General features: G+C 68.1%; 19 protein-coding genes and 2 pseudogenes. 7 read left to right on the forward strand and 14 right to left on the reverse strand.

Annotation, left to right across the window (positions count from 1 at the left end; all coding sequences use genetic code 11):
- Window positions 1-45 precede the first annotated feature (45 nt).
- Window positions 46-1,386 carry an MFS transporter gene (locus tag HWX39_RS21840; protein ID WP_175969933.1) on the reverse strand — a complete coding sequence of 447 codons (1,341 nt, stop codon included), beginning with the start codon at window positions 1,384-1,386 and terminating at the stop codon, window positions 46-48.
- A gap of 206 nt (window positions 1,387-1,592) precedes the next feature.
- Window positions 1,593-2,567 carry a LysR substrate-binding domain-containing protein gene (locus tag HWX39_RS21845; protein ID WP_175969934.1) on the reverse strand — a complete coding sequence of 325 codons (975 nt, stop codon included), beginning with the start codon at window positions 2,565-2,567 and terminating at the stop codon, window positions 1,593-1,595.
- 39 nt (window positions 2,568-2,606) lie between these two features.
- On the opposite strand from HWX39_RS21845, the gene HWX39_RS21850 reads away from it, so the two are divergent.
- The 3 genes from HWX39_RS21850 (at window position 2,607) to HWX39_RS21860 (ending at window position 5,440) form a co-directional block, all read left to right on the forward strand.
- Window positions 2,607-3,338 carry a glutathione S-transferase family protein gene (locus tag HWX39_RS21850; protein ID WP_175969935.1) on the forward strand — a complete coding sequence of 244 codons (732 nt, stop codon included), beginning with the start codon at window positions 2,607-2,609 and terminating at the stop codon, window positions 3,336-3,338.
- Between the two features lie 126 nt (window positions 3,339-3,464).
- The gene (locus HWX39_RS21855) at window positions 3,465-4,091 is read left to right on the forward strand and encodes a DUF2239 family protein (RefSeq protein WP_175969936.1); all 627 of its coding nucleotides are present in this window, start codon (window positions 3,465-3,467) and stop codon (window positions 4,089-4,091) included.
- 17 nt (window positions 4,092-4,108) lie between these two features.
- On the forward strand, window positions 4,109-5,440 hold the full coding sequence (locus tag HWX39_RS21860; protein ID WP_175969937.1) for a carotenoid oxygenase family protein: 1,332 nt from the start codon (window positions 4,109-4,111) through the stop codon (window positions 5,438-5,440).
- Window positions 5,441-5,456: 16 nt separating this feature from the next.
- On the opposite strand, the gene HWX39_RS21865 is transcribed toward HWX39_RS21860, so the two are convergent.
- From HWX39_RS21865 to HWX39_RS21880, 4 genes are read right to left on the reverse strand one after another with little or no spacing between them, the layout of a single operon-like run.
- Window positions 5,457-6,623, reverse strand: coding sequence for an ABC transporter permease (locus HWX39_RS21865; protein WP_175969938.1), 1,167 nt, complete (start codon window positions 6,621-6,623; stop codon window positions 5,457-5,459).
- A 4-nt stretch (window positions 6,624-6,627) separates the two neighbouring features.
- Complete coding sequence (locus HWX39_RS21870; RefSeq protein WP_175969939.1) at window positions 6,628-7,782, reverse strand: ABC transporter permease; 1,155 nt, start codon at window positions 7,780-7,782, stop codon at window positions 6,628-6,630.
- 21 nt (window positions 7,783-7,803) lie between these two features.
- Window positions 7,804-8,502: an ABC transporter ATP-binding protein gene (locus HWX39_RS21875; protein ID WP_011350637.1), complete on the reverse strand. Its 699-nt coding sequence runs from the start codon at window positions 8,500-8,502 to the stop codon at window positions 7,804-7,806.
- A gap of 7 nt (window positions 8,503-8,509) precedes the next feature.
- Window positions 8,510-9,715 carry an efflux RND transporter periplasmic adaptor subunit gene (locus HWX39_RS21880; RefSeq protein WP_175969940.1) on the reverse strand — a complete coding sequence of 402 codons (1,206 nt, stop codon included), beginning with the start codon at window positions 9,713-9,715 and terminating at the stop codon, window positions 8,510-8,512.
- A gap of 359 nt (window positions 9,716-10,074) precedes the next feature.
- Here HWX39_RS21880 and HWX39_RS21885 point away from each other — a divergent pair, with 359 nt between their 5' ends.
- Window positions 10,075-10,311, forward strand: coding sequence for a hypothetical protein (locus HWX39_RS21885; RefSeq protein ID WP_175969941.1), 237 nt, complete (start codon window positions 10,075-10,077; stop codon window positions 10,309-10,311).
- A 77-nt stretch (window positions 10,312-10,388) separates the two neighbouring features.
- On the opposite strand, the gene HWX39_RS21890 is transcribed toward HWX39_RS21885, so the two are convergent.
- Complete coding sequence (locus HWX39_RS21890) at window positions 10,389-11,153, reverse strand: Mut7-C RNAse domain-containing protein (RefSeq protein ID WP_175969942.1); 765 nt, start codon at window positions 11,151-11,153, stop codon at window positions 10,389-10,391.
- Between the two features lie 21 nt (window positions 11,154-11,174).
- Between HWX39_RS21890 and HWX39_RS21895 the strand changes: the two genes are divergently transcribed.
- The 3 genes and pseudogenes from HWX39_RS21895 to HWX39_RS21905 all read left to right on the forward strand — a co-directional run.
- Window positions 11,175-12,119, forward strand: a complete 945-nt coding sequence (locus HWX39_RS21895) for an NAD(P)-dependent oxidoreductase (protein ID WP_279613102.1) — start codon at window positions 11,175-11,177, stop codon at window positions 12,117-12,119.
- A 76-nt stretch (window positions 12,120-12,195) separates the two neighbouring features.
- Window positions 12,196-12,837 carry a LysE family translocator gene (locus HWX39_RS21900; RefSeq protein WP_175969944.1) on the forward strand — a complete coding sequence of 214 codons (642 nt, stop codon included), beginning with the start codon at window positions 12,196-12,198 and terminating at the stop codon, window positions 12,835-12,837.
- Window positions 12,838-12,992: 155 nt separating this feature from the next.
- Window positions 12,993-13,209: pseudogene (locus HWX39_RS21905) on the forward strand (LysR family transcriptional regulator); the annotation flags it as partial.
- Window positions 13,210-13,393: 184 nt separating this feature from the next.
- On the opposite strand, the gene HWX39_RS21910 reads toward HWX39_RS21905, so the two are convergent.
- The 7 genes and pseudogenes from HWX39_RS21910 to HWX39_RS21940 form a co-directional block, all read right to left on the reverse strand.
- A complete protein-coding gene (locus HWX39_RS21910) occupies window positions 13,394-14,227 on the reverse strand; it encodes an OmpW family protein (protein WP_175969945.1) in 834 nt (277 codons plus the stop codon).
- Window positions 14,228-14,245: 18 nt separating this feature from the next.
- Window positions 14,246-15,486: pseudogene (locus HWX39_RS21915) on the reverse strand (DUF2957 domain-containing protein).
- A 147-nt stretch (window positions 15,487-15,633) separates the two neighbouring features.
- On the reverse strand, window positions 15,634-17,046 hold the full coding sequence (locus HWX39_RS21920) for a DUF2957 domain-containing protein (RefSeq protein WP_175969946.1): 1,413 nt from the start codon (window positions 17,044-17,046) through the stop codon (window positions 15,634-15,636).
- Window positions 17,047-17,482: 436 nt separating this feature from the next.
- Window positions 17,483-18,433 (reverse strand): N-acetyl-gamma-glutamyl-phosphate reductase, encoded by a 951-nt coding sequence (gene argC / locus HWX39_RS21925; protein ID WP_175969947.1) that lies wholly within the window; start codon window positions 18,431-18,433, stop codon window positions 17,483-17,485.
- A gap of 154 nt (window positions 18,434-18,587) precedes the next feature.
- On the reverse strand, window positions 18,588-19,160 hold the full coding sequence (locus HWX39_RS21930; RefSeq protein WP_175969948.1) for a flavodoxin family protein: 573 nt from the start codon (window positions 19,158-19,160) through the stop codon (window positions 18,588-18,590).
- 235 nt (window positions 19,161-19,395) lie between these two features.
- Window positions 19,396-19,989: a YbhB/YbcL family Raf kinase inhibitor-like protein gene (locus tag HWX39_RS21935; protein ID WP_175969949.1), complete on the reverse strand. Its 594-nt coding sequence runs from the start codon at window positions 19,987-19,989 to the stop codon at window positions 19,396-19,398.
- A gap of 240 nt (window positions 19,990-20,229) precedes the next feature.
- Window positions 20,230-20,916: an orotate phosphoribosyltransferase gene (locus HWX39_RS21940; RefSeq protein WP_011350651.1), complete on the reverse strand. Its 687-nt coding sequence runs from the start codon at window positions 20,914-20,916 to the stop codon at window positions 20,230-20,232.
- Window positions 20,917-21,160: the final 244 nt, after the last annotated feature.

The following is a 21,160-nucleotide window of genomic DNA, read 5'->3' on the forward strand; positions in this document are numbered from 1 at the left end:
CGGTGGCGCACGGGCCGCCGCCTGCGCCGTCGCGGCCCGTGCCGTTCATTGAAGCTCGACGCGGCGGATCTCGCCGACGACGAACAGGTAGCAGATCACGGCGACGAGCGCGTGCGCGACGACATAGACGAGCGCGCCGTTGAACGAGCCGCTGCGGTCGACGATATAGCCGATCGCGATCGGCGTCGTGATGCTCGACAGATTGCCGCACGTGTTGAGCAGCGCGCCGCTCAAGCCCGCGATCTGGCGCGGCGCGGTGTCCGCGTTGACGGCCCAGCCGAGCGCGCCGAGCCCCTTGCCGAAGAACGACAGCGCCATGAACAGCACGACAAGCACGTGCGAATCGGTGTAGTTGCAGACGATCATCGACATCGACAGCAGCATGCCGAACACGATCGGCACCTTGCGCGCGACCGATAGCGAGCGACCCTGCTTGAGCAGCCCGTCGGACACGACGCCGCCGAGAATCCCGCCGAGGAACCCGCACACGGCCGGGATCGACGCGACGAGCCCCGCGTTGAGGATCGACATCCCGCGCGCCTGCACGAGATAGACGGGAAACCAGGTGATGAAGAAATAGGTGAGCGCGTTGATGCAGTACTGCGCGACGTACACGCCGATCAGCATCCGGCTCTTCAGCAGTGCCTTCACGTGGCGCATCGACGGTCCGCCGCCGCGCGCGCCCGTCGCCTGGTCGATGTTGACGAGCGCCCCGCCTTCGGCGAGGTAGTCGAGTTCCGCGCGGTTGATGCTCGGGTGGTCCTTCGGGTCGTACATCGTGCGATTCCACACCAGGACGAATGCGAAGCCGAGCACGCCCATCACCGCGAACACCGACTGCCAGCCGAACGCGTGCACGAGCCAGCCCATCAACGGCGCGAACACGACGGTCGCCGCGTACTGCGCGGCGTTGAAGATCGCCGACGCGGTGCCGCGCTCGGCGGCAGGGAACCACGCGGACACGATCCGGCTGTTGGCCGGGAACGACGGCGCCTCGGCCGCGCCGACAAGAAAGCGCAGCCCGAACAGCAGCGCGAACGCGGCCGCGCCGCCGAAAAAGCCGATCGTGCCCTGCAGCAACGTGAACAGCGACCAGAAGAAGATGCTGAACGCATAGACGATGCGCGACCCGTAGCGGTCGAGCAGCCAGCCGCCGGGCAGTTGCGCGACCACGTACGACCAGCCGAACGCGGAGAAGATGAAGCCGATCTGCACGTGGCTCAGGTGCAGCGCGCGGGCGAGACTCGGGCCCGCGATCGCGATCGCCGCGCGATCCGCGTAGTTGATCGTCGTGACCGCGAACAGGACGGCCAGCACCAGCCAGCGCACGCGCGTGCGCCGGGCCGTTGCCGACGCGGACGCCGACAGCGCTTGAAGCGGATTCATGACTGTCTCCTCCGAAGGGCGGAAGGTGCCGTCGTGCGGCAGGCGCGTCGGTGCGCGCCATTCGTGTGGGTAATGCCGGCCGGAGGCCGGACGCCGATGCGGGCGGGCAGGGCGTCCGGGTCATTCTGTCATGTCGAAATTTGCGCTTTCATGCCAATTGCTGACTTGATCGATTCACGATTTGAATCGATCGATCGGGCGACCGCTCAGACGCGTGCGTCGGTCGAGGCGGTGCCGTGATGGCGCGCCACGTGCTGCGCGAGAAACTCGACGGCGGCGCGCACGCCGGGCAACTGGCCACGCCGGTGCGGCATCAGCAGCGTCGTCGTGACGGTACCGGCGCGCCAGCCGGGTAACACGCGCACGAGGGCACCGGACGCGAGCGCGGCGCCGGCGATCCAGTCGGGCAGGCACGCGATGCCGAGGCCGGCCGTCGCCGCCTGCAGCAGCAGCGTCGATTCGTCGGCCTGCAGGCGCAGGCGCGGCGTCACGTCGACGGTGTCCCCGCCGCATTGCAGCCGCCACGGCTGCTGGCCCGGGTGCAACCCGTCGTGCTGCGCGAGATCGGCCGGCGCGTCCGGTGTGCCGGCACGCGCGAGATAGGCCGGTGACGCCACGGCGACGATCGGCGATGCCGCGAGCGGCCGTTGCACGAGCGCGGAATCGGGCAGCGGCGTGAAATGGCTGCGCACCGCGATGTCGAAGCCTTCCTGCGCGATGTCGACGAGGCGGTCGCTCGCGTGAATCTGCAGCAGCAGCTTCGGGTGCGCGATCGCCAGCGCTGGCAGGCACGGCGCGAGGATGTGCTGCGCGACCGGCACCGAGCCCGTGATCCGCACGACGCCGGCCGGTTCGGCGGCTTGCCGCAGCACCGCGTCGCGCGCGCTTTCGGCCTCGATCACTGCCGCGCGTGCATGTTCGAAGAACTCGGTGCCGACCGGCGTGAGCCGGAAGCTGCGCGACGTGCGATGCACGAGCCGCGCGCCGAGCGTGCGCTCGAGCTCGGCAACGCGTTTGCTGACCGTCGATTTCGGCAGGTCGAGGCGGCGCGCGGCGGCCGACATGCTGCCGGCGTTCACCGCCTGCACGAACAGGTAGAGATCGTTCAGATTCACTTCCAGCGTCCACAAAGAGAAACAACGGGTTTCAATATTAGCGGCTACTGCGCCATCGTTCGCCATGGGAGCATGACTGCTCGTTCAACTTCTGCGGAATCTCCCATGTCTCCCGTCCTTCTCTACGGCGTTCCCGCCGGCTGCTCGTTCGGCTCGATCGTTGCGCTCGAATGGATCGGCCGCCCGTACCGGCTGTCGCGCGTCACGATGCCGGGCATCGTGACGCGCGACGCATTCCTCGCGCTGAACCCCGTCGCCGAGACACCGGCGTTCGTGACCGCAAACGGTGACGTACTGACCGAAAGCCTCGCGATCCTCGGCCACATCGGCGCGCAGGCGCTCGACAGCGGCCTCGCGTTCCGCCAGGGCAGCGCGGAATTCGACCGTCTGAACCGGATGCTGGCGTGGCTGAACACGACGTTCTTCAACGCGTTTGGCGCGCTCTGGTACGTGTACGAACACGACACCGAAGGCGCCGAGAAAGCGGCGTTGCAGGCGTACGGCCGCGGCAAGGTGCTGAAGGCGCACCGGCAGCTCGAGGCGATGCTCGCGCGCGGAGACGGCCCGTGGCTGCTGGGCGCACGGCGCACGCTGGCCGACGCGTACTTCGCCGGGATCGCCCGCTGGGCCGACTATCACGCGGTGTTCGAGCCCGCGGCATTCCCGCGCATCGCCGCACTGCGTGCTCGGCTCGCCGACGATGCCGGCGTGCACTTCGCGCAGGCGATCGAGGAAAACCTGCCGCTGCCGGCGTCACCGGCGTTCGAAGGACATGTATCGGTCGACGATGCGCTGGCAAGCGCATGCAACATCGCGATTCCGGCCCGCGCAATCTGACTGGCGTCGTGATCGCCCGAAGGGATGGAACGCGCTGGCGCTACTTTTTTACCCGGATAATATTGACATCCAATTTATACCCGGATAAAAATAGCGGCATTCCGATCCAGCCCGCGGGCGACCACGATGACCACCACCACACTTCTCCCTTCCTATACGGCCTTCGACGGCCATCGACGGCTCGCGTCGGGCCCGCTCGCGACGGTCGCGCTCGCGGTCCGGCAGGCTGCCGGCGATGCGATGCCCGGCACGATCCTGATCTTCGACGATGCGACGGGCCGCTCGATCGATCTCGACCTGCGCGGCACGGCGGACGAAATCCGCGTGCGCTACGCGCCGCCGTCGGGCGACGCCGCGGGTGTCGCCGGCGAGCCGGCCGGCGCGGGTGAACAGCGCGGCCGCGGCCGGCCCAAGCTCGGCGTCGTGTCGCGCGAGGTCACGCTGTTGCCGCGTCACTGGGAATGGCTGGCCACGCAGCCCGGCGGCGCGTCGGTCGCGTTGCGCAAGCTCGTCGAGGACGCGCGACGCACGTACGCGCAAACCGACCGGCAACGCGACGCGCAGGCGCGCGCCTACCACTTCATGTCGGCGATGGCGGGCGACCTGCCCGGGTTCGAGGAGGCCGCGCGGGCGCTGTATGCGAACGACCCGGCGCGGCTCGCCGAGCTGATCGCCGGCTGGCCGGACGACGTGCGCGACCATGCGCTCGCGCTGGCGCGCGGCGAGCTGCCGCCGTCCACCGAAGACTGCTGAAAGGAGCATCCGACGCCATGACCGCATTCGATCTGAACCGCGGCGCGATCGCGCCGGTCGCCGACGAAGTCGATCTCGTCGACCTGCGTGTGACCGGCGACATCCCGCGCGAACTCGACGGCACGCTGCTGCGCAACGGCCCGAACCCACCGGGCGGCCGCTTCGAAGGCAACGACGTGCTGTCGTGGTGGCCGGAAGCCGCAATGCTGCATGCGATCGCGTTCGAAGGCGGCCGCGCGACCGGCTACCGGAACCGCTGGGCGCGCACGCAGCGCTGGGCCGCCGTGCATGCGCCCGCGCAGGCGCCGCATCTGCCCGACATCAATCCGAACGTGAGCGTGCTGCAGCACGCCGGCGAATTGCTCGCGCTGGCGGAGGGCGGCGTGCCGTTCGCGATCACGGCTGCGCTCGATTCGCTCGGCGTGCCGGCGCGGCACGCAAGCCTCGGCGGCGGGATGACCGCGCATCCGAAGGTCGATCCGGTGACCGGCGAGCTGATCGCGTTTCGCGCGGACTGGCGCGCACCGTGGCTGCGCTATGGCGTTGCCGACGCGCAGGGCGTGCAGCGCGTCGATATCGAGATCGACCTGAGCGCGCCGTCGATGATGCACGACCTCGCGATCACGGAAACCCGCAGCCTGCTGCTCGACCTGAACGTCGGCTACGACTTCTCGCTGCTGAAGCAGGGCCACCGGATGCCGCTGCGCTGGCACGACGACCGGCCCGCGCGCATCGGCGTGATCCCGCGCCACGGCGGCGCCGTGCGCTGGTTCGGCGTCGAGCCGTGCTTCATCTTGCACGTCGTGAATGCATACGACTGCGACGAATCGTGCATCGTGCTCGATGCGGTGCGCTATCCGTCGTTCCTGCGGCTCGATGCGGGTACGGGCCGCTTCGCCGACAACCCGGTCGGCGAGCTGTGGCGCTATGTGATCGATACGGCGAACGGGCTGATCGACGAAGGGCCGCTCGCCGACGGCGGCATCGAGATGCCGCGCATCAACGAAAGCCGCACGGGGCGCCCCTATCGTTACCTGTATGCGGTCGAGCAGCCTAACAACGCGGAAATGCGCGGCGTGATGCGCTTCGACCATGTGCGCGGCACGCTGACCCGATACGCGGTGCCGGCCGGCGACCAGAACGGCGAGCCGGTGTTCGTGCCGCGCCCGGGCGGCGTCGACGAGGACGACGGCTGGCTGCTGGTGGTGGTCTACCGCGCGGCGACGGATACGAGCGACGTCGTGATCCTCGATGCGCGCGCGATCGACGGCGGGCCGGTCGCGACCGTGCACCTGCCGCGCCGCGTGCCGGCCGGGTTCCACGGCGCGTGGGTGCCGCGCGTGCGCTGAGCGGCGGGGCCGCGCGTCACTGCGCGCGCAGCGCGTCGACGATCTTCAGCCGCGCGGCGCGCAGGGCCGGCAGGAACCCGCCGACGAGCCCCATCACGAGCGAGAACAGCAGCGTCTTCACGACGATCGCGGGCGTCAGCACGAAGCGGAACGACAGGTCGGCGAAGGTTTGAAAGTTGGTCGTCGAGAACGACGCGAACTGCATCAGCGACGCGCATGCGAGCCCCGCGACGCCGCCGACGAAGCCGAGCAGCAGCGCTTCGAGCAGGAACGCGGCGAGCACGCTCATGCGCTTGAAGCCGAGCGCGCGCAGCGTGCCGATCTCGGCGACGCGGTTCGCGACCGACGCATACATCGTGATCATCGCGCCGATCATCGCGGCGATCGAGAAGATCGTCGACAGCGTGATGCCGAGGATGTTGATGAACGTCGACAGCGCCTTCGACTGGTCGCCGTAGAAGGTCTGCTCGCGTTTCGCCTCGTCGGTGAGGCGCGGGTCGACGTCGATGTCGGCCTTGAAGCGCGCGAAGCCGTCGGCGCCCGGGATGCGCAGCACCAGCGACGAGTAGCTGGTGCGCCGGAACGACTGCATCAGCTGGTCGACGTCGCCCCAGATCTCCGAGTCGAAGCCGCTGCCGCCCGCGTCGAAGATGCCGACGATGGTCCAGTCGCGCTGCGCGAAATGCAGGCTGTCACCGAGCTGCGTGCCGCTGAACCCCTTCGCGATCGCGCTGCCGACGATGATCTCCGACGAGCCGGGCGTGAACATGCGGCCGGTGACGAGCTTCACGTGCGGGCGCAGCGCGAGGCCGGCCGGCGACACGCCGCGGATCACGACGTTCGACGGCTTGCCGGACGACGTCTTGACCAGCGAAATCAGCACGACCGCTTCCTTCGACACGAGCGGCCGGCCGTCGGGGCCGAGCGCGACGGCCGGGTGCATCTCGAGCGCGTTGGCCTGCTGGTGGTCGATCGAACTCTGGATCTCGGTTTCGGCGCCCTTGCGGATCACCACCGCGTTGTCGGGTTCGCCGGTCGACACGAGCGTCTTCGTGAGCCCCGCGTCGAGCATCTGCACCGTCGCGAACACGAAGATCACGAGCGCCATCCCGCCGGCGGTCAGCGCGGTGGTGAGCCGCCGCGTCCACAGGTTGCGCGCGATGTAGTTGAGCGGGATCGCCATGCTTCTACCCGATCGCCCGCAGGCCTTCGACCACGCGCACGCGCGCCGCTTGCCACGCCGGCACGATCGCCGCCGCGAAGCCGACCGCGACCGAGCACGCGGCCTGCAGCATGACCGTCTCGGCCGACACCTTGAACACCGGGAAGATGCCGCCGGCCGCCTGCTTGAACAGGCTCGCGGCGGGCGGCGTCGCGAGGATCCCGAGCCCGCCGCCGGCCACCGCGATCACGACCGATTCGCCGAACACGATCAGCGCGAGGAAGCCGGGGCCGAAGCCGAGCGCTTTCAGCGTCGCGTATTCGGCCGTGCGTTCGCGCGCGCTCATCGCCATCGCGTTGGCCATCACGGCCATGATGATCAGGATCACGACGTACGACACGACGCGGATCGCCGCGATGATCTGGTTCGACATTGCGACGAAGCCGAGCTGGAACGCCTGCTCGGTTTCGGTCAGCGTCTCGGCGAGCGAGTTCTTGAACACCGCGTCGACGTCGCGCGCGATCGATGCGCCGTCGTCGGGGTTCGCGACGCCGAGCACGAATACGCCGACCTGGTCGGCCTGCTTCGGCGTGCGCTGGCGCACCGTCTCGTTCAGGTAGTCCCAGTGGAACACCAACTGGCGCGTGATCGTCGAGTCGTCGCGGCCGTCGAAGATCCCGCGCACGACGAAATCCCAGGTGCCCGGGTAGATCGTGCCCTTCAGCGGGATCACGTCACCGATCTTGAAGCCGAACTGCGTCGCGAGCTGGCGCCCGACCAGGCAGCCGCGCCGGTCGCGGTCGTAGTCGGCGCGCTGCGGGTCCGGGACGATGAATTCCGGGTACAGGTCGAGATAGTTGTCCGATACCGCGAAGCTCGCGAAGAAGTTCTTCGGGTCGCGGTAGATGCCGCCGAACCAGTTCGAGCGGACCACGGCCGTCACGCCTTCGACGCCGCGAATCCGGTTCTCGTAGCTCACGGGCAGCGGAAACACGAGCGAGATCGCATTGCGCGTGACGAGCCGCCCGCTGGATGCGGCGGCCGCGCCCGCGTACCACGCATCGACCACGGTGTGCAGCAGCCCGAACGCGAGCACGGCGATGGTCAGCCCGAGCACGGTCAGCAGCGTGCGCAGCCGGTGCCGCAGCGCGTTGCGCGCGATCAGCTTCAGCACGTACATCGCGCGCGCTCCCGCGGCCGGTCAGCCGGCGTGCCCATCGATCAGCTCCCCTTTTTCCAGATGCACGAGCGAGCGCGCGGCGCCGGCCGCGTGCGCGTCGTGGGTCACCATGATGATCGTCTTGCCGAGCTCGGCATTCATCCGCTGCAGCATGGCGAGCACGTCGGTGGCCGACGCGCGGTCGAGATCGCCGGTCGGCTCGTCGGCGACGATCAGCACGGGATCGGTGATCAGCGCGCGCGCGATCGCGACGCGCTGCTGCTGGCCGCCCGACAGCTCGGACGGGTAATGGCTCGTCCGGTCGCCGAGATTCACCATGTCGAGCACGAGTTCGACGCGTTCGCGCCGCTCGCGGCGTGACAGGTGCGTGAGCATCAGCGGCAGCTCGACGTTCTCGAACGCGGTGAGCACCGGCATCAGGTTGTAGAACTGGAAGATGAAGCCGACGTTCGCCGCGCGCCATTCGGCCAGTTGCGCCTCCGCGAGCAGCGAGATATCGAGCCCGCCCACGCGCAGCTCGCCGCTGTCGGGCCGATCGATGCCGGCCACCAGGTTCAGCAGCGTGCTCTTGCCGGAACCGGACGGCCCCATCAGCGCGACGAAGTCGCCTTCGCCGATGTCGAGCGTGATGTCGGTCAGCACCGGCACGATCTGGTTGCCGCGCCGGTACGACTTCGCGACGTGGCTGATTTCGACGAGGGGCGGCGGGGCGTCGTTCACGCGTGCGCTACTTCTTCGCGACGGTCACTTTCGCGCCGTCCTTCAGTTTCGGGCCCGGCGCGAGGATGACCGTGTCACCGGGCTTCACGCCGCGGATCGCGACGAGTTCGCCGATCCGCATGCCGGCCGTCACCGCCACTGCGTGCACGACGTCGTCCTTCACGACGAACACGACCGGCCGCCCGTCGCGTTCCACGACCGCGCTCGCCTGCACGGCCGTCTCGGGCCGCCGGTCCTGCGCCGACACGGGCTTCGACAGGAACGCGATCTTCGCGCTCATGTCGGGCAGCACGCGGTCGTCGCGGTCGACGAAGCGCACCTTCACGAGCACGGTGGCTTTCGAGCGGTCGACGGTCGGCACGATGCGCGACACGCGGCCCGCGAAGCGCATGTCGGGCAGCGCGTCGAGCTGGATCTCGCACGGCTGCTCGGCGCGGATCTTCGCGATGTTCGATTCGGCGACGTCGGCCTCGACCTCGAGCGTGTCCATGTCGGCAATCGTCACGACGGCGCCCTTGCTGTCCGACGCGGACGAGAACGGCGTGATGTTGTCGCCGACGTTCGCGTGCTTCGCGAGCACGATGCCGTCGAACGGGGCGCGGATCACCGTCTGGTCGACCGCGACCTGCGCGGCCTGCGCGTTGGCTTCGGCGGACGCGATCGCGGCCTGGTCGCTGTTGACCGACGCGCGCGCCTTGTTCACGCGGGCCGTGTCGGTGTCGAACTGGGCGGCCGGCACGGCGCCCTTCGGCGCGAGCACCGAGGTGCGGCGCAACGCGATCTCCGCGTCCTTCAGTTCGGCCTGCTCGACGCCCAGGTTGGCGCGGGCGACCTTCACCTGCGCGAGCGCCTGCGCCAGCGAGGCTTCGACGTCGCGGCTTTCGAGGCGCGCGATGATCTCGTCCTTCTTTACGCGCGTGCCTTCCAGTACGCCGAGCCATTCGACGCGCCCCTGGCCCTTCGATGCGACCGCGGCCTTGCGCTGCGGTACGACGTAGCCGGTCGCATTGAGCTGCGTGTCGTTCTGGTACGGGTAGGCGGACGTGACGGCGGTGGTTTCGACGGCCGGCCGGCCGGTCAGCGCGAGGCCGGCGGCGATCGCGACGATGACGGCCGCGGCGGCGACCGCGTAGCGGAGCCACCGGCGCCGGCGGGGCGCCGGTGCGAGCGGACGCCGGTCGATCTTCAGTTTGTCCAGGTTGTGATCGGGCAATTTGAGCGCCTCGAGACGGCGGCGGTCTGGCGACCTGCCGCGATCCGGTTTCCGGGGAAAGGGACGGATGGACGCCAGTATAAGCGTCGCCCCGACGGCGCGCGAGCGGGTTGGCGGCGGCACCGCAGCCGCCGCCGGACCGGTCGCCGGCAACGGAACAGGTTTGCTCCCCCGGGGAAACCCGAGGGGGCAGGCAACGTGTCAACTCGCTGCGAACGCGGTGCGTTATGGAACCAGTGCGTCAGGTTTTGTTGCGGCGGAACGGCGAAAGCCGGCCGCGTGGCCTGGGGCTCCGATGCGAATGCCTCGCATCCTTACTTACCGGTACGTTTGACTTTTTCTCCGCTAAAGGAAGAACAATGAAGAAGACGCTCGCTTCGATCATGACCGCAGCATTCGCACTCGCATCGGTTTCGGCATTCGCACAGGAGACGGCATCGGCGCCGGCAGGCGCGATGGCACCCGCTTCCGCACCGATGAAGAAGGATCACAGCAAGCCGAAGCACATGCTGAAGCACCACGGTTCGGCCAAGGGCAAGGCGAAGGCCGCAGCCGCATCGGCAGCCGGCACGAACGACGCAGGCGCAGCCAACTAAGCGCTTCGACCGGGGCCGGCACCGCCGGCCACCCGTCGCGAGACCCCGCATGTTCACGCATGCGGGGTTTTGTTTTTTCAGGCGCCGGGTTCGCCGGGCAGCGGCGCCGCCGGCGGCGCGCGCATCGCGTCGACCACCGTGCGCATGCGCCGCCAGTGCGAGCCTTCCCAGAACACGCGCCGGCATACGTCGCACGCGGCGAAGCGCCGGTGCCGCTGCCGGACGCCGGCCGGCACGCGTGGCGCTGCAGCCGCCGCGTCGAGCGGATGCAGCGGCGCATTGCAGCGCAGGCACAGCCGGAACGGTCGCATGTGCGGCGCGAGATCGAGCCGCTCGAACAGTTCGCGCAGCTGGTCGGCTGGCTGCAGCGCGTGCAGGTAGCAGCCGCGCTCGACCGCGCGCCGCTTGAGCAGCTCGCGGTCGCGGGTCAGCACGATCCGGCCCTCCCGCGCGGCGAGCGCCGCGAGCGCGTCGTCGCGGTAGTGGTTGTCGTAGCAGGTGTCGAAGCCCGCGAGGCGCAGCAGTTGCGCGAGGCCGCCGAGATGCGCGTCGGCGACGAAGCGCCATTGCGCCGGCGGCGGCACGGCGGCCCCGTTTGCCGCCCGCTGCGCGCGTTCCGGAAACGCTTCGACCCGGTCGCCGTCGTCGAGCGGCCGGTCGAGCGTGGCCGGCGCGTCGTTCACGCACAGCCGGCCGATTTCCGTATGCGGGACGCCGAGCGCCTCGATCGCGTGCTTCAGCGTCGCGTCGCGCGCGCACGCGTGCCCGAACGCGCGGTCGCGCTGCACGCGCGGGAGAAAGGCGTTCAGTTCGTCGTGGAAGCGGAAGGTCGCGGTCGGCATGCGCGCAGTATGGCACCGCGCATGGCCGGCTGCGTGTCCTGCAGCCGCGGCGCTTCTGTGTTTAACTCCCCGCTTCACGGAGCGAAGGAGCGGGAAATGGATCTCGGATTTATCGGGTTGGGTGAAATGGGGCAGGCAATCGCGACGAACCTGCTGAAGGCCGGGCACACGGTGCGGGTCTGGAACCGGTCGCGCGAGCGCGCCGAGCCGCTCGTTGCCGTCGGCGCGCAGATCGTCGACACGCCGGCCGATGCGTTTCGCGGCGACGCGGTGTTCTCGATGCTGGCCGACGACGCCGCGGCGCGCGCGATCTTCGACGATGCGCTGCTCGCACAGGCGCCGCGCGGCCTGATCCACGTGAACATGGCGACGGTGTCGGTCGCGCTGGCCGAATCGCTCGCGCACGCGCACGCGTCGCGCGGCATCCATTACGTCGCCGCGCCGGTGATGGGGCGGCCCGACGTCGCGGCCGCCGCGCGCCTGACGATCATGGCGGGCGGCCCGGCCGAGGCGATCGACCGCGTGCAGCCGCTGTTCGACGCGATCGGCCAGAAGACCTGGCGGTTCGGGTCGCTGCCGCAGCATGCGAACGTCGCGAAGATCGCCGCGAACTTCACGCTCGCATCGGCGATCGAGACGCTCGGCGAGGCCTCTGCGTTGCTCGGCGCGCATGGCGTCGCGATGCGCGATTTCCTGGACGTCATTACCGGCAGCGTGTTTCCGGGCCCCGTCTACGAAGGTTACGGCGGCATGATCGCCGAGCGGCGCTACGAGCCCGCGCGCTTCAAGGCACGCCTCGGGTTGAAGGACGTTCGCCTCGCGCTGGAAGCCGGTGACGCCGTGTCGGTGCCGCTGCCGGTGGCGAGCGTCGTGCGCGACAACCTGCTCGATGCGCTTGCACACGGCGGCGGCGAGCAGGATTTCGCGGTGCTTGGCGAAGTCGCGCTGCGTCGCGCGGGCCGCTGATCCGTCGCGCGACAGCAGGCCGGCGCACCGGCATAATCGACGTTTCGTTTTCCCTTACATCGAGGCAGAGGCGGGCATGAACTTGCATACATGGTGGCTTTTCGTGGCGACGGTGTTCGTCGTGTCGGCGATTCCGGGCCCGAACATGCTGCTGGTGATGACGCACGGCGCGCGGCACGGGCTGCGGCGTTCGACGTGGACGATGGCCGGTTGTCTCACCGCGCTGGTGCTGATGCTGTCGGTGTCGGCGGCGGGCCTCGGCGCGGTGCTCGAAGCATGGCCGGCGATGTTCAATACGCTGCGCTTTGCGGGCGCGGCCTACCTGATCTACCTCGGCGTGAAGGCGTGGCGCGCCCGCGTCGATGGCGAGCAGCCTGCCGACGACGTCGAAACCGTGCAGCGCCAGGCCGCGCCGGCATCGCGCGGGACGCTGTTCCGCAACGGATTCCTCGTCGCGGGCAGCAACCCGAAGGCGATCCTGTTCGCGGCCGCGCTGCTGCCGCAGTTCATCAACGCGGCCGAGCCGACGCTGCCGCAGTTCGGCATGCTCGTCGTCACGTTCGCGGTGATCGAGGTGAGCTGGTATCTCGTCTACGCGTCGTTCGGCACGCGTATCGGCGCGACGTTGAAGAGCCAGAGCGTGGCGAAGATCTTCAACCGGCTGACGGGCGGGCTGTTCGTCGGCTTCGGCGCGATGATGGCGCTGGTCCGTCACTGATTTCGCACTGACGCCGGTGCACCGAACGCCCCGTCCCTCGCAAGAGGGCGGGGCGTTCTGCTTTTCGGGCCTGCGTCACGCTTGCCTGCGCGCGCGGGCGCGTCAACGCCGCTGCGCCGACACGGCGTCCGTCCGGGAGCCCGAAGACGGCGGCCGCGCCGCCGAACGTGCTGGCGCGCAACGCGCATCGCGCATCGCAATTCGCTGAGGGTGGTGGAAACGGTGGGGCTCGAGACGCGGATCAACGTGTGGATCGTGCACGGCGCACTGCCGGGCCGGCTGGCGCGGCCGGTCGCGCTGCTGCGCGATGCGCCGGGCGAAGTGCTCGACCGGGAAAACAGGGTGGGGTCAGATGCAGTGAAGTCAGCCTAGAGGCGACATTCGAGGGAAAATCCTGATTTTCTCTACGGAAATGTTGCATTGCGGAAACCGATTCGCTATAGTTGCACCTGTCTCCTCCATGTCTCCTCTGATATGGATTCAGCCCGCCTCTTAGGCGGGCTTTTTTTTGCCTGCGATTTTGTCGCGGCCCTCCATTCGTCGTCCGTCGCCGCGCTCAGAACTTGTACGTCATCCCGACGTAGCTGATGATCGGGTCGGCCTTCAGGTCCGATTTCGACTCCGAGAGCACCGTGCCGTCGGCTGCCTTGATCGTCACCGTCGACGTCGTCTTCAGCGGAATGTACGTCACCGACGCGATCAGCCCGAAATGCTCCGTCATGTTGTACTGCAGCCCCGCGTTGAACACCGGCTGCCATGACGACGACGCCTTCGCCTCCACCGACGTCGTACCCGGCTTGCCCGCGCCCGCGGCGAGAACCGCGCCGAGGTTGTCCTGCGTCTGCTTGATGAAGTTCGTGTTGAGCTGCAGGTCGCTGAACCAGTTGTACGACACGCCGAGGCCGAGGAACGGCCGGAACTTCGCGGTCGCCTGCCCGAAGTAGTACTGCAGCAGCACGGCCGGGCTCCATTGCCGCACGCTCTTCACGATCGGGTTGACTGACGCCAGCCCGATGTTTTGCGTGCCGAGCGCGCCGGCGGGGCCGGGCGGCTTGATCGTGCCCTGGCCCGACACCTTGAATACCGGCGGCACGCCGGCCACCGATGTCACCGCGATATGGTCGGTCAGGAAGTGGCTGACCGTCAGGCCGACGGTGTCGGCGCCGCTCGTGTGCAGCCCGGTGCCCGGCGACGTGAACGACGGCGGCAGCCGCAGCGGCGTGTTGATCGGCGTCGGCGCGACGTTGGTCGTCATCGGCGTGCTGCTCTGCTGCGGCATCACGTGGAACCAGCCCAGCGTGACGACGTTGCTGCCGGCGCTCTGCGCGTGCGCCGCGAGCGGCGCCAGCACGGCGGCGCCGGCCGCGGCACGGAGAAGGGTTTTCTTCATCACGGCTTCCCCCTCTGCTTACTGGACGAACGCGCCGATCGTGAAATACGGCGTCGATCCGGCGTTGTCGAGGAACCCGAACACGCCACCCGTGAAGATGAACTTGCCGGTCGGCGTCGAGCTGCTGGCGCCCGCGTGGATCGTCGTGACCGTGCCCGGCACCTTCTGCGTGTAGTCGAGATCGAGCGCGGTCGCGAGTGAGGCTTGCGATGCGTTGAACGGATCGAGCAGCGTCGCCTGGTTGTTCGTCAGCGCGGTGGTGCGGTAGTCGAACTGGCTGTCGACGCCGATGTACTCGCCGTTCTGCGAGCCGACCGCGATCGTCGTCTGCGGTGAGAGGATCGAGATGCTCGATTCGTCGTCGGCGGTGAGACCCGGCACACCGTTGCTGTCGGGCGTCGGGTTCGGGTTCGCGACGCCGGTACGCACGAGGATTGGCACGAGCTGGTTGCGCAGCTTGCCGACGATCATGAAGCCCTTGCCCTGCGGCGTCGCCGACAGCGTCGGTTTCAGCTGGCTCGCGTAGTTGTTCGACTGGAACGCGCCGCTGCCGTCCGCCGACAACACGAAGTTCGTGCCTTGCTGCGTGCACGCCCGCCGGCGAACTGGCCGGTCGTGTCGCACTTGGTCCAGCTCCCGTCGGCGTTGATCGTCACCTTCGCGTCGATCGACGCCGGCGCGAAGTTCTGCGACGGCACTTCACCGAAGCCCACGTGACTGTATGTGCCCGCAACCTTCGTGATGTCGGTCTCGATCGACGAGAAGCCGATGAACGGGTAGTACGGGAATTTCGTGTCGGGCACCGCGGCCTGGCCGAGCACGCCGTTGAACTGGATTTCCTTGCCGGGAATCGTGCCGCCCGCGACGCCCATGCCGACGAAGATGCGCGCCGGGCGCGACGGATCGAGGCTCGCGCCGTTCAGGCGGAATGCGCACTGGTTCAGCTTGTTGGTCGGCAGCAGCGTTTCCTGCGTGAGCGTGCCGCTGTCGACGGTGCCCGCGCGGGTCGGCACGACGGTGCCGGTCGTCTGCGGCACCGCTGATTCGACGTACGTGACCTGCCAGGTCATCTTGGTCGTGTCGAGCTGGACCTTCGCGAGTTCGCCGCTGCCCGCGCCGCCCGTAAACACGGTGCTGTAGTCGAGCGACGCAGGACAGAGCCGGTCTTCGACGAGCGGGGGCGGGTTGTCGCTGCCGCCGCCGCATGCGGAAAGAAGGGGGGCGGCAAGGGCCGCCGCCAGAATGAGGTTGCGCTTCATGTTGCTCCTCCAGATTTGTCTTGTGTGGCGGCCAGCTCCCTGTCGGCCGCTTCTGTTGGTTATGCTCGTCCTGCCTGCGCTGTGCCGCGCGCGCTCGTGCACGTGCGTTACGCGACGGCGGTCGGCCCGCCGTCGCGCCCTCGTTCGCTACTTGCTGATCTGCGCACCCACGCCGAAGTACGGTGTCGACGACGTGGTCGAATTCGCCGACGTCGACTCGACGCCGCCGTTCACCGTGCCCTGGATCAGCGCCGCATACAGTCCGCCCGTCGCGATCACCACGCCCGAGGCGGGGCTACCGCTCTTCGGAATCGTCGTCGCGTTGAGCAGGCCCGGCGTCGCCTGGCCGTAGTCGAGCGTGAAGCCGTCTTCCTCGTCCTGCGTACTCGGGTTGATGAACGATGCGTTGCTGCCGCGGATCAGGGCCGCCGTGTACTTGAAGTTCGAGTCCGCGCCCGCGTAGCCGCCGTCGATCGCGCCCGACGTGATCGCCGTCGCCGCGCCGAGCACCGCGATGCCCGATTCGTCGTCGACCTGCGCATCGGTATGCAGCGGCGGCGTGCCGAGGTTCACGTTGCCTGTCCGCACGATCACCGGCACCGTCGCGCCGTTGAGCTGGCCGATCACCATGTGCGCGGTGGCCGACTTGCCGGTCGCGCCGACGATCGGCAACTGCGTTTGCGGCAGCGTCTGCGGCGCCTTCGTGCTGTCGAAGTAGCCGCCGTTCGCGGTGTTCACGGTCCACGGGTTGCCGGTCGTCTGGCAGCCGCCCGAACTCGTCGACGTGCAGGCGCCGTTCGCGTCGAACGTCTCGCTCGAGTTCGTGCCCTTCGTCGCGTAGTTGCCCGACGGCACGAGGTGGTAGATCAGCGCGTTGTACGTGCCCGGCAGCTTCGAGAGGTCCGTCGTCGTGTTCGCGAAGCCGAGGAACGGATAGAAATCGAAGTGACGGTTCGGCACCTGGCCGACGTTTTGCACGAGGCCCGGGATGATCGTCAGCCCGTCGTACTGGATCGTCGCGCCCGGAATGCCGCCGCCCGCGACACCCATGCCGACCAGCAGCATCGGCGGGTTTGCCTGGTTGAAGTCGGCGGCGGTCGAATAGGTCGTGCCGTTCGGCGCCTTGCCCGTGCCCGGCGTGAGGATGAACGCGCAGCGCGTCTGCTCCGCGGTCGGCAGCGTGCCGGTCGGCGGGTGCATGACCGCACCGGTGATCGTCGTGCCTGCGCGGCTCGGCGTGACCGTGCCGGTCGCGAGCGGAATCGGCGATTCGAGCCACTTGAGCGTGTAGGTCATCGCCACGGCGTCGATGTTGACGCTGACGATCTCGCCGCTACCGGCGCCGCCGAGGTACGTGCTCTTCACGATGTCGGCGTTGGCCGGGCACAGCGAACCGTTGACGGGCTGTGACGGCGGCGGCCCTTGCGTGCCGCAGCTCGATCCGGAACATTGGGGCGCGTTGATCGGCGCGGGTGCGCCGCCGTCCCCCCCACCACATGCAACCAGGAAAGGGGCAATGGCAAAGGCCGTTGCCACCCCCTTCGATAAGGTGTGCGACATGCCGCTGTCTCCAATCGTTTAATTGTGCGAGCTAATGTCGCCGTCTTGTTTTTTGCTGTCAATTGATGAACCCGTCTAAAAAAGGCGATTGAAACGGGCGTCGTGTTTTGAATCCTTGTCTGGTACGGCATTCAGTAAGAATTAAAACGTGAGGCAGGCTGCCGGAAGTGGCCGGAGTGGGGGATGTGCGGCGCCTGACAGGCCGGCGAAGAGCCTTCCTGCGTATAACGGCAGCGTTTAAAGCGGCGGGTATCCGGTTTATCCCTATTCGGGATTGACTGGATAAGGAAGGGGTGGGATTAATTCACTGGTAATCACGCAATGGAAAGCTTGTAAATATTTGTAAATGCGCGATCCGGGATTTTTTATATATTGCCTGATACGAGTAAATAAAAAGCCGGCCAGTGGCCGGCTTTGCATTGCATGCGATGTTGAATCAGCGTTTGAGACCCGCGTCCTCGGCCGCGCCGATGCTCAGGTTCATGCACTGGATGGCGGCGCCCGATGCGCCCTTGCCGAGGTTGTCGAGGCGCGCAACCGTGACGAAGCGCTCTTCGTTGCCGAACACGAACAGGTCGACCCGGTTCGTGTCGTTGTTCGCCTGCACGTCGAAGAAGCCGCCGTCCAGGTTCGCGTCCGCATCGAACGGCGCGACGCGCACGAATGCTTCGTCCGCGTAGTACTCGGCGAACACGCGCTGTATGTCCTGCGGCGTCGTGCGCTTCGCGAGCTGCTCGGGCGTGAAGTAGGTCGTCACCGCGAGCCCCTTCAGGAACGGGCCGACGATCGGCGTGAAGATCGGCGGGTTCGCGAGGCCCGTGTGCGCGGCCATCTCCGGCAGGTGCTTGTGCGTGAGGCCGAGCGCGTACGGACGCGGGCTCGCGAGCTTGCCGCCCGGCGCCGCGTTTTCGTAGTCGGCGATCATCGACTTGCCGCCGCCGCTGTAGCCGGTGATCGAGTAGCTGTGCGCGGCGAACGTCGGCGCGACGATGCCTGCATCGACGAGCGGACGCATCGCGAGCACGAAGGCCGATGCGTGGCAGCCGGGCACCGCGATGCGCTTCGACGTGCGAATCTTCTCGCGCTGCGCGCGGGTCAGTTCCGGCAGACCGTACGCCCAGTCGGCGCTGGTGCGGAACGCGGTGCTCGCGTCGATCAGCGTCGTGTTCGGGTTCTCGACGAGCGATGCCGATTCGCGCGATGCAACGTCCGGCAGGCACAGGAACGTGACGTCCGACGCGTTGATCAGGCGGCGGCGCTCTTCGACGTCCTTGCGCTTCGCTTCATCGATGCGCAGGATCTCGATGTCGCTGCGTGCCGACAGGTATTCGAAGATCTTGAGGCCGGTCGTGCCTTCCTGGCCGTCGACAAAAACTTTGGTGCTCATTTCGCTCTCACTGAATGAAACGGGGGCCCGCGCCCTGAATCCGCCATTTTAAGACGTCATCCGGCGGGCCTGCACCGCGCGGGGCGAAAAAAAGACGGCCGGCGGACCGTCTTGTGTCCCTTTGGCGCCCGGCGGCGCGGGCGCCGGGGCGTGCTCAGCCGCGGCCGGCGACCCAGCGGGCGGTCGCTTCGGCAACGCGCCGGCCGAATGCCTTGCCGGTCTCGAGGTCGCCCGGCAGCGGGCCCTCGTCGGGCGTCGAATCCGCCGGCGACTGCGCGAGCAGGCCCGTCGAGCCGCCCAGGTAGTTGATGTCGTTGCGCGTGGCCGCCTTCGAATTGGCCGGCATCAGGCTCGTGCCGACCCACACCATCCCATGCTGCATCGACAGCGTGACGAAATATTGAATCGTCGAGAACTTGTCGCCGTTCATCGTCGCGGAGTTCGTGAAGCCCGCGGCGATCTTGTCCTTCCATTTCTGCGTGAACCACGCTTTCGACGTCGCATCGGCAAATTGCTTGAACTGCGCCGACGGGCCGCCCATGTAGGTCGGCGCACCGAAGACGATCGCGTCGGCCGCGTCGAGCGCGGCCCAGCCCGCGTCGTCGACGTCGCCGACGGCGAGCAGGCGAACGGTCGCGCCGGCTTCCTGCGCGCCCGTGTGCACGGCCTCGGCCAGTTTCTGCGTGTGACCGTAGCCGCTGTGATAGACGATGACGATGTTCGACATGAAGCGCTCTCCAGAGAGGAACGGGAACGGCGGCCGCAGGCGCGCCGCGTCACGCGTCGCCGGCGGGGCGGCGCGACAGATGCGCGGCGTGGCGCCGCGACCGGTGAGGACAAGTCTAGCAAGCCGAAATGACGGGAAAACGCGCGGGCGCGGAGTCCGTCATGTCGCGGCAGCCGGCAGCCGGCAGTCGCGGTGCGGCGGTGCGCAGTGCCCGATGCCCGATGCCCGATGCGCATTACTGCCCGTAGTTGACCGTGAGTTGCGCGGTGCCGATCGCCAGCGTGCCGATCTCGTGCTCGAACATCGGTGCGGGGCGGCCCTGCGCGACGCGCAGGTCGTCGCCCTTCAGCGCATAGACGGTGATCACGTAGCGGTGCGGCTTGCCGGGCGGCGGGCACGGGCCGCCGTAGCCGTCGATCCCGAAGTCGTTGCGCGCCTCGCTTGCGCCGATGCGCCGCAGGAATCCGGACGCGCTCGCGTCGGCGGGCAGGCTCGTGACCGTCGCCGGAATGCCCGCCACGGCCCAGTGCCACCAGCCATGCCCCGGTGCATCGGGATCGAAGATCGTGACCGCGTAACCGTGCGTGCCGGGCGGCGGGTTGTGCCAGGTGAGTTGCGGCGAGCGGTTGCCGCCCTTGCAGTCGCCGCGGTCGAACACGTTCGCGGCGCGGACGCGCCCGCCCGGGCTCAGGTCGTCGCTCGTCACGGTGAACGGACCCTCCGCATGCGCGGGCAGGGCAGTGAGGACGACGGCGTAAAGGAGGGCGGCGAGGAATGGCGACGGGCGACCCGATGGCGCAGGCGGAGTGATCCGGCGATCCACACGCATATGGCGCTTCTCCCGTCACGTGGGCCGAACCGATGCGTCCGGCGTTGTTGGCATAGTGCGTTGCCTGCGCAGCTGATGGCAGCGATGGATCAAGTCTAGCATTAGGGTTCGATGAGCGATGCACGCCGCGACCCGCGGTCGCGATCGTTTCCTGCGCGGATCGACGGGCGAAAAAAAACCGCCCGCGATGAAGCGGGCGGCTGGTTCAGCCAGGACGCCGGCCAGCGGGCCGACGCGGCATCAGTCCTTCGGGGACGTCGCGCCGCCGTGCGCAGCCGACCACTCGGCCGGCGCGTGCAGGAATTTCTCGACTTCGTCGAGCGTCTTCGTCTCGAAGTAGCCCGATGCCTTCGCGACGCGCAGCACGTCCCACCACGTGGCGAGCGCGTGCAGGTCGACGTCGATGTCCTTCAGGACCGACACGCTTTCCTTGAAGATGTTGTAGTGGAACAGCACGAAGCAGTGGTTCACCGTCGCACCCGCGGTGCGCAGCGCGTTGACGAAGTTGATCTTGCTGCGGCTGTCGGTCGTCAGGTCTTCCACCAGCAGCACGCGCGAGCCTTCTTCCAGATGGCCTTCGATCTGCGCGTTGCGGCCGAAACCCTTCGGCTTTTTGCGCACGTACTGCATCGGCACCATCATCCGGTCCGCGATCCATGCCGCGAACGGGATGCCGGCCGTCTCGCCGCCCGCCACCGCATCGATCTGCTCGAAGCCGATGTCGCGCGTGATCGTCGTTTCAGCCATTTCCATCAGCGCGCGGCGCACGCGCGGATACGAAATCAGCTTGCGGCAGTCGATGTAGACGGGGCTTGCCCAGCCGGACGTGAAGATGAACGGTTTTTCTGCATTGAAGTGCACTGCCTGTACTTCGAGCAGGATTTTGGCGGTCGTATCCGAGATCGACTGACGATCGTAGCCTGTCATGGGCATTCCTTGGGTGATGAGCGAAGAGCGGGCGCGGGCCCGGTGGCGCAGCAAGGGGAACCTGCCCAGGGGGCCGGGGCGCGATCGGAGGGCCAATCGCATCGCTGCGCGCGTAGCCGGCTATTTTACCCGATTCAGGCCGGTTTTCGGCGGAATTCGCGCAGGTTCGCCGTGCGGCTCGCCACCGGCGAAACAAACGGGGCCTGACCGCTTGCGTGCTGATGCGGACGATGCGGCGCTGCAC

The organism is Burkholderia sp. BCC0322, assembly GCF_902833045.1.
Taxonomy (GTDB): Bacteria; Pseudomonadota; Gammaproteobacteria; order Burkholderiales; family Burkholderiaceae; genus Burkholderia.

What these genes read in the sequence shown, in the direction of transcription:
- HWX39_RS21840 (WP_175969933.1), bottom strand. Translation starts at nt 1,386, where the DNA reads ATGAATCCGCTTCAAGCGCTGTCGGCGTCCGCGTCGGCAACGGCCCGG.
- HWX39_RS21845 (WP_175969934.1), bottom strand. Translation starts at nt 2,567, where the DNA reads ATGGCGAACGATGGCGCAGTAGCCGCTAATATTGAAACCCGTTGTTTC.
- HWX39_RS21850 (WP_175969935.1), top strand. Translation starts at nt 2,607, where the DNA reads ATGTCTCCCGTCCTTCTCTACGGCGTTCCCGCCGGCTGCTCGTTCGGC.
- HWX39_RS21855 (WP_175969936.1), top strand. Translation starts at nt 3,465, where the DNA reads ATGACCACCACCACACTTCTCCCTTCCTATACGGCCTTCGACGGCCAT.
- HWX39_RS21860 (WP_175969937.1), top strand. Translation starts at nt 4,109, where the DNA reads ATGACCGCATTCGATCTGAACCGCGGCGCGATCGCGCCGGTCGCCGAC.
- HWX39_RS21865 (WP_175969938.1), bottom strand. Translation starts at nt 6,623, where the DNA reads ATGGCGATCCCGCTCAACTACATCGCGCGCAACCTGTGGACGCGGCGG.
- HWX39_RS21870 (WP_175969939.1), bottom strand. Translation starts at nt 7,782, where the DNA reads ATGTACGTGCTGAAGCTGATCGCGCGCAACGCGCTGCGGCACCGGCTG.
- HWX39_RS21885 (WP_175969941.1), top strand. Translation starts at nt 10,075, where the DNA reads ATGAAGAAGACGCTCGCTTCGATCATGACCGCAGCATTCGCACTCGCA.
- HWX39_RS21890 (WP_175969942.1), bottom strand. Translation starts at nt 11,153, where the DNA reads ATGCCGACCGCGACCTTCCGCTTCCACGACGAACTGAACGCCTTTCTC.
- HWX39_RS21895 (WP_279613102.1), top strand. Translation starts at nt 11,175, where the DNA reads ATGGCCGGCTGCGTGTCCTGCAGCCGCGGCGCTTCTGTGTTTAACTCC.
- HWX39_RS21900 (WP_175969944.1), top strand. Translation starts at nt 12,196, where the DNA reads ATGAACTTGCATACATGGTGGCTTTTCGTGGCGACGGTGTTCGTCGTG.
- HWX39_RS21910 (WP_175969945.1), bottom strand. Translation starts at nt 14,227, where the DNA reads ATGAAGAAAACCCTTCTCCGTGCCGCGGCCGGCGCCGCCGTGCTGGCG.
- HWX39_RS21920 (WP_175969946.1), bottom strand. Translation starts at nt 17,046, where the DNA reads ATGTCGCACACCTTATCGAAGGGGGTGGCAACGGCCTTTGCCATTGCC.
- argC (WP_175969947.1), bottom strand. Translation starts at nt 18,433, where the DNA reads ATGAGCACCAAAGTTTTTGTCGACGGCCAGGAAGGCACGACCGGCCTC.
- HWX39_RS21930 (WP_175969948.1), bottom strand. Translation starts at nt 19,160, where the DNA reads ATGTCGAACATCGTCATCGTCTATCACAGCGGCTACGGTCACACGCAG.
- HWX39_RS21935 (WP_175969949.1), bottom strand. Translation starts at nt 19,989, where the DNA reads ATGCGTGTGGATCGCCGGATCACTCCGCCTGCGCCATCGGGTCGCCCG.
- HWX39_RS21940 (WP_011350651.1), bottom strand. Translation starts at nt 20,916, where the DNA reads ATGACAGGCTACGATCGTCAGTCGATCTCGGATACGACCGCCAAAATC.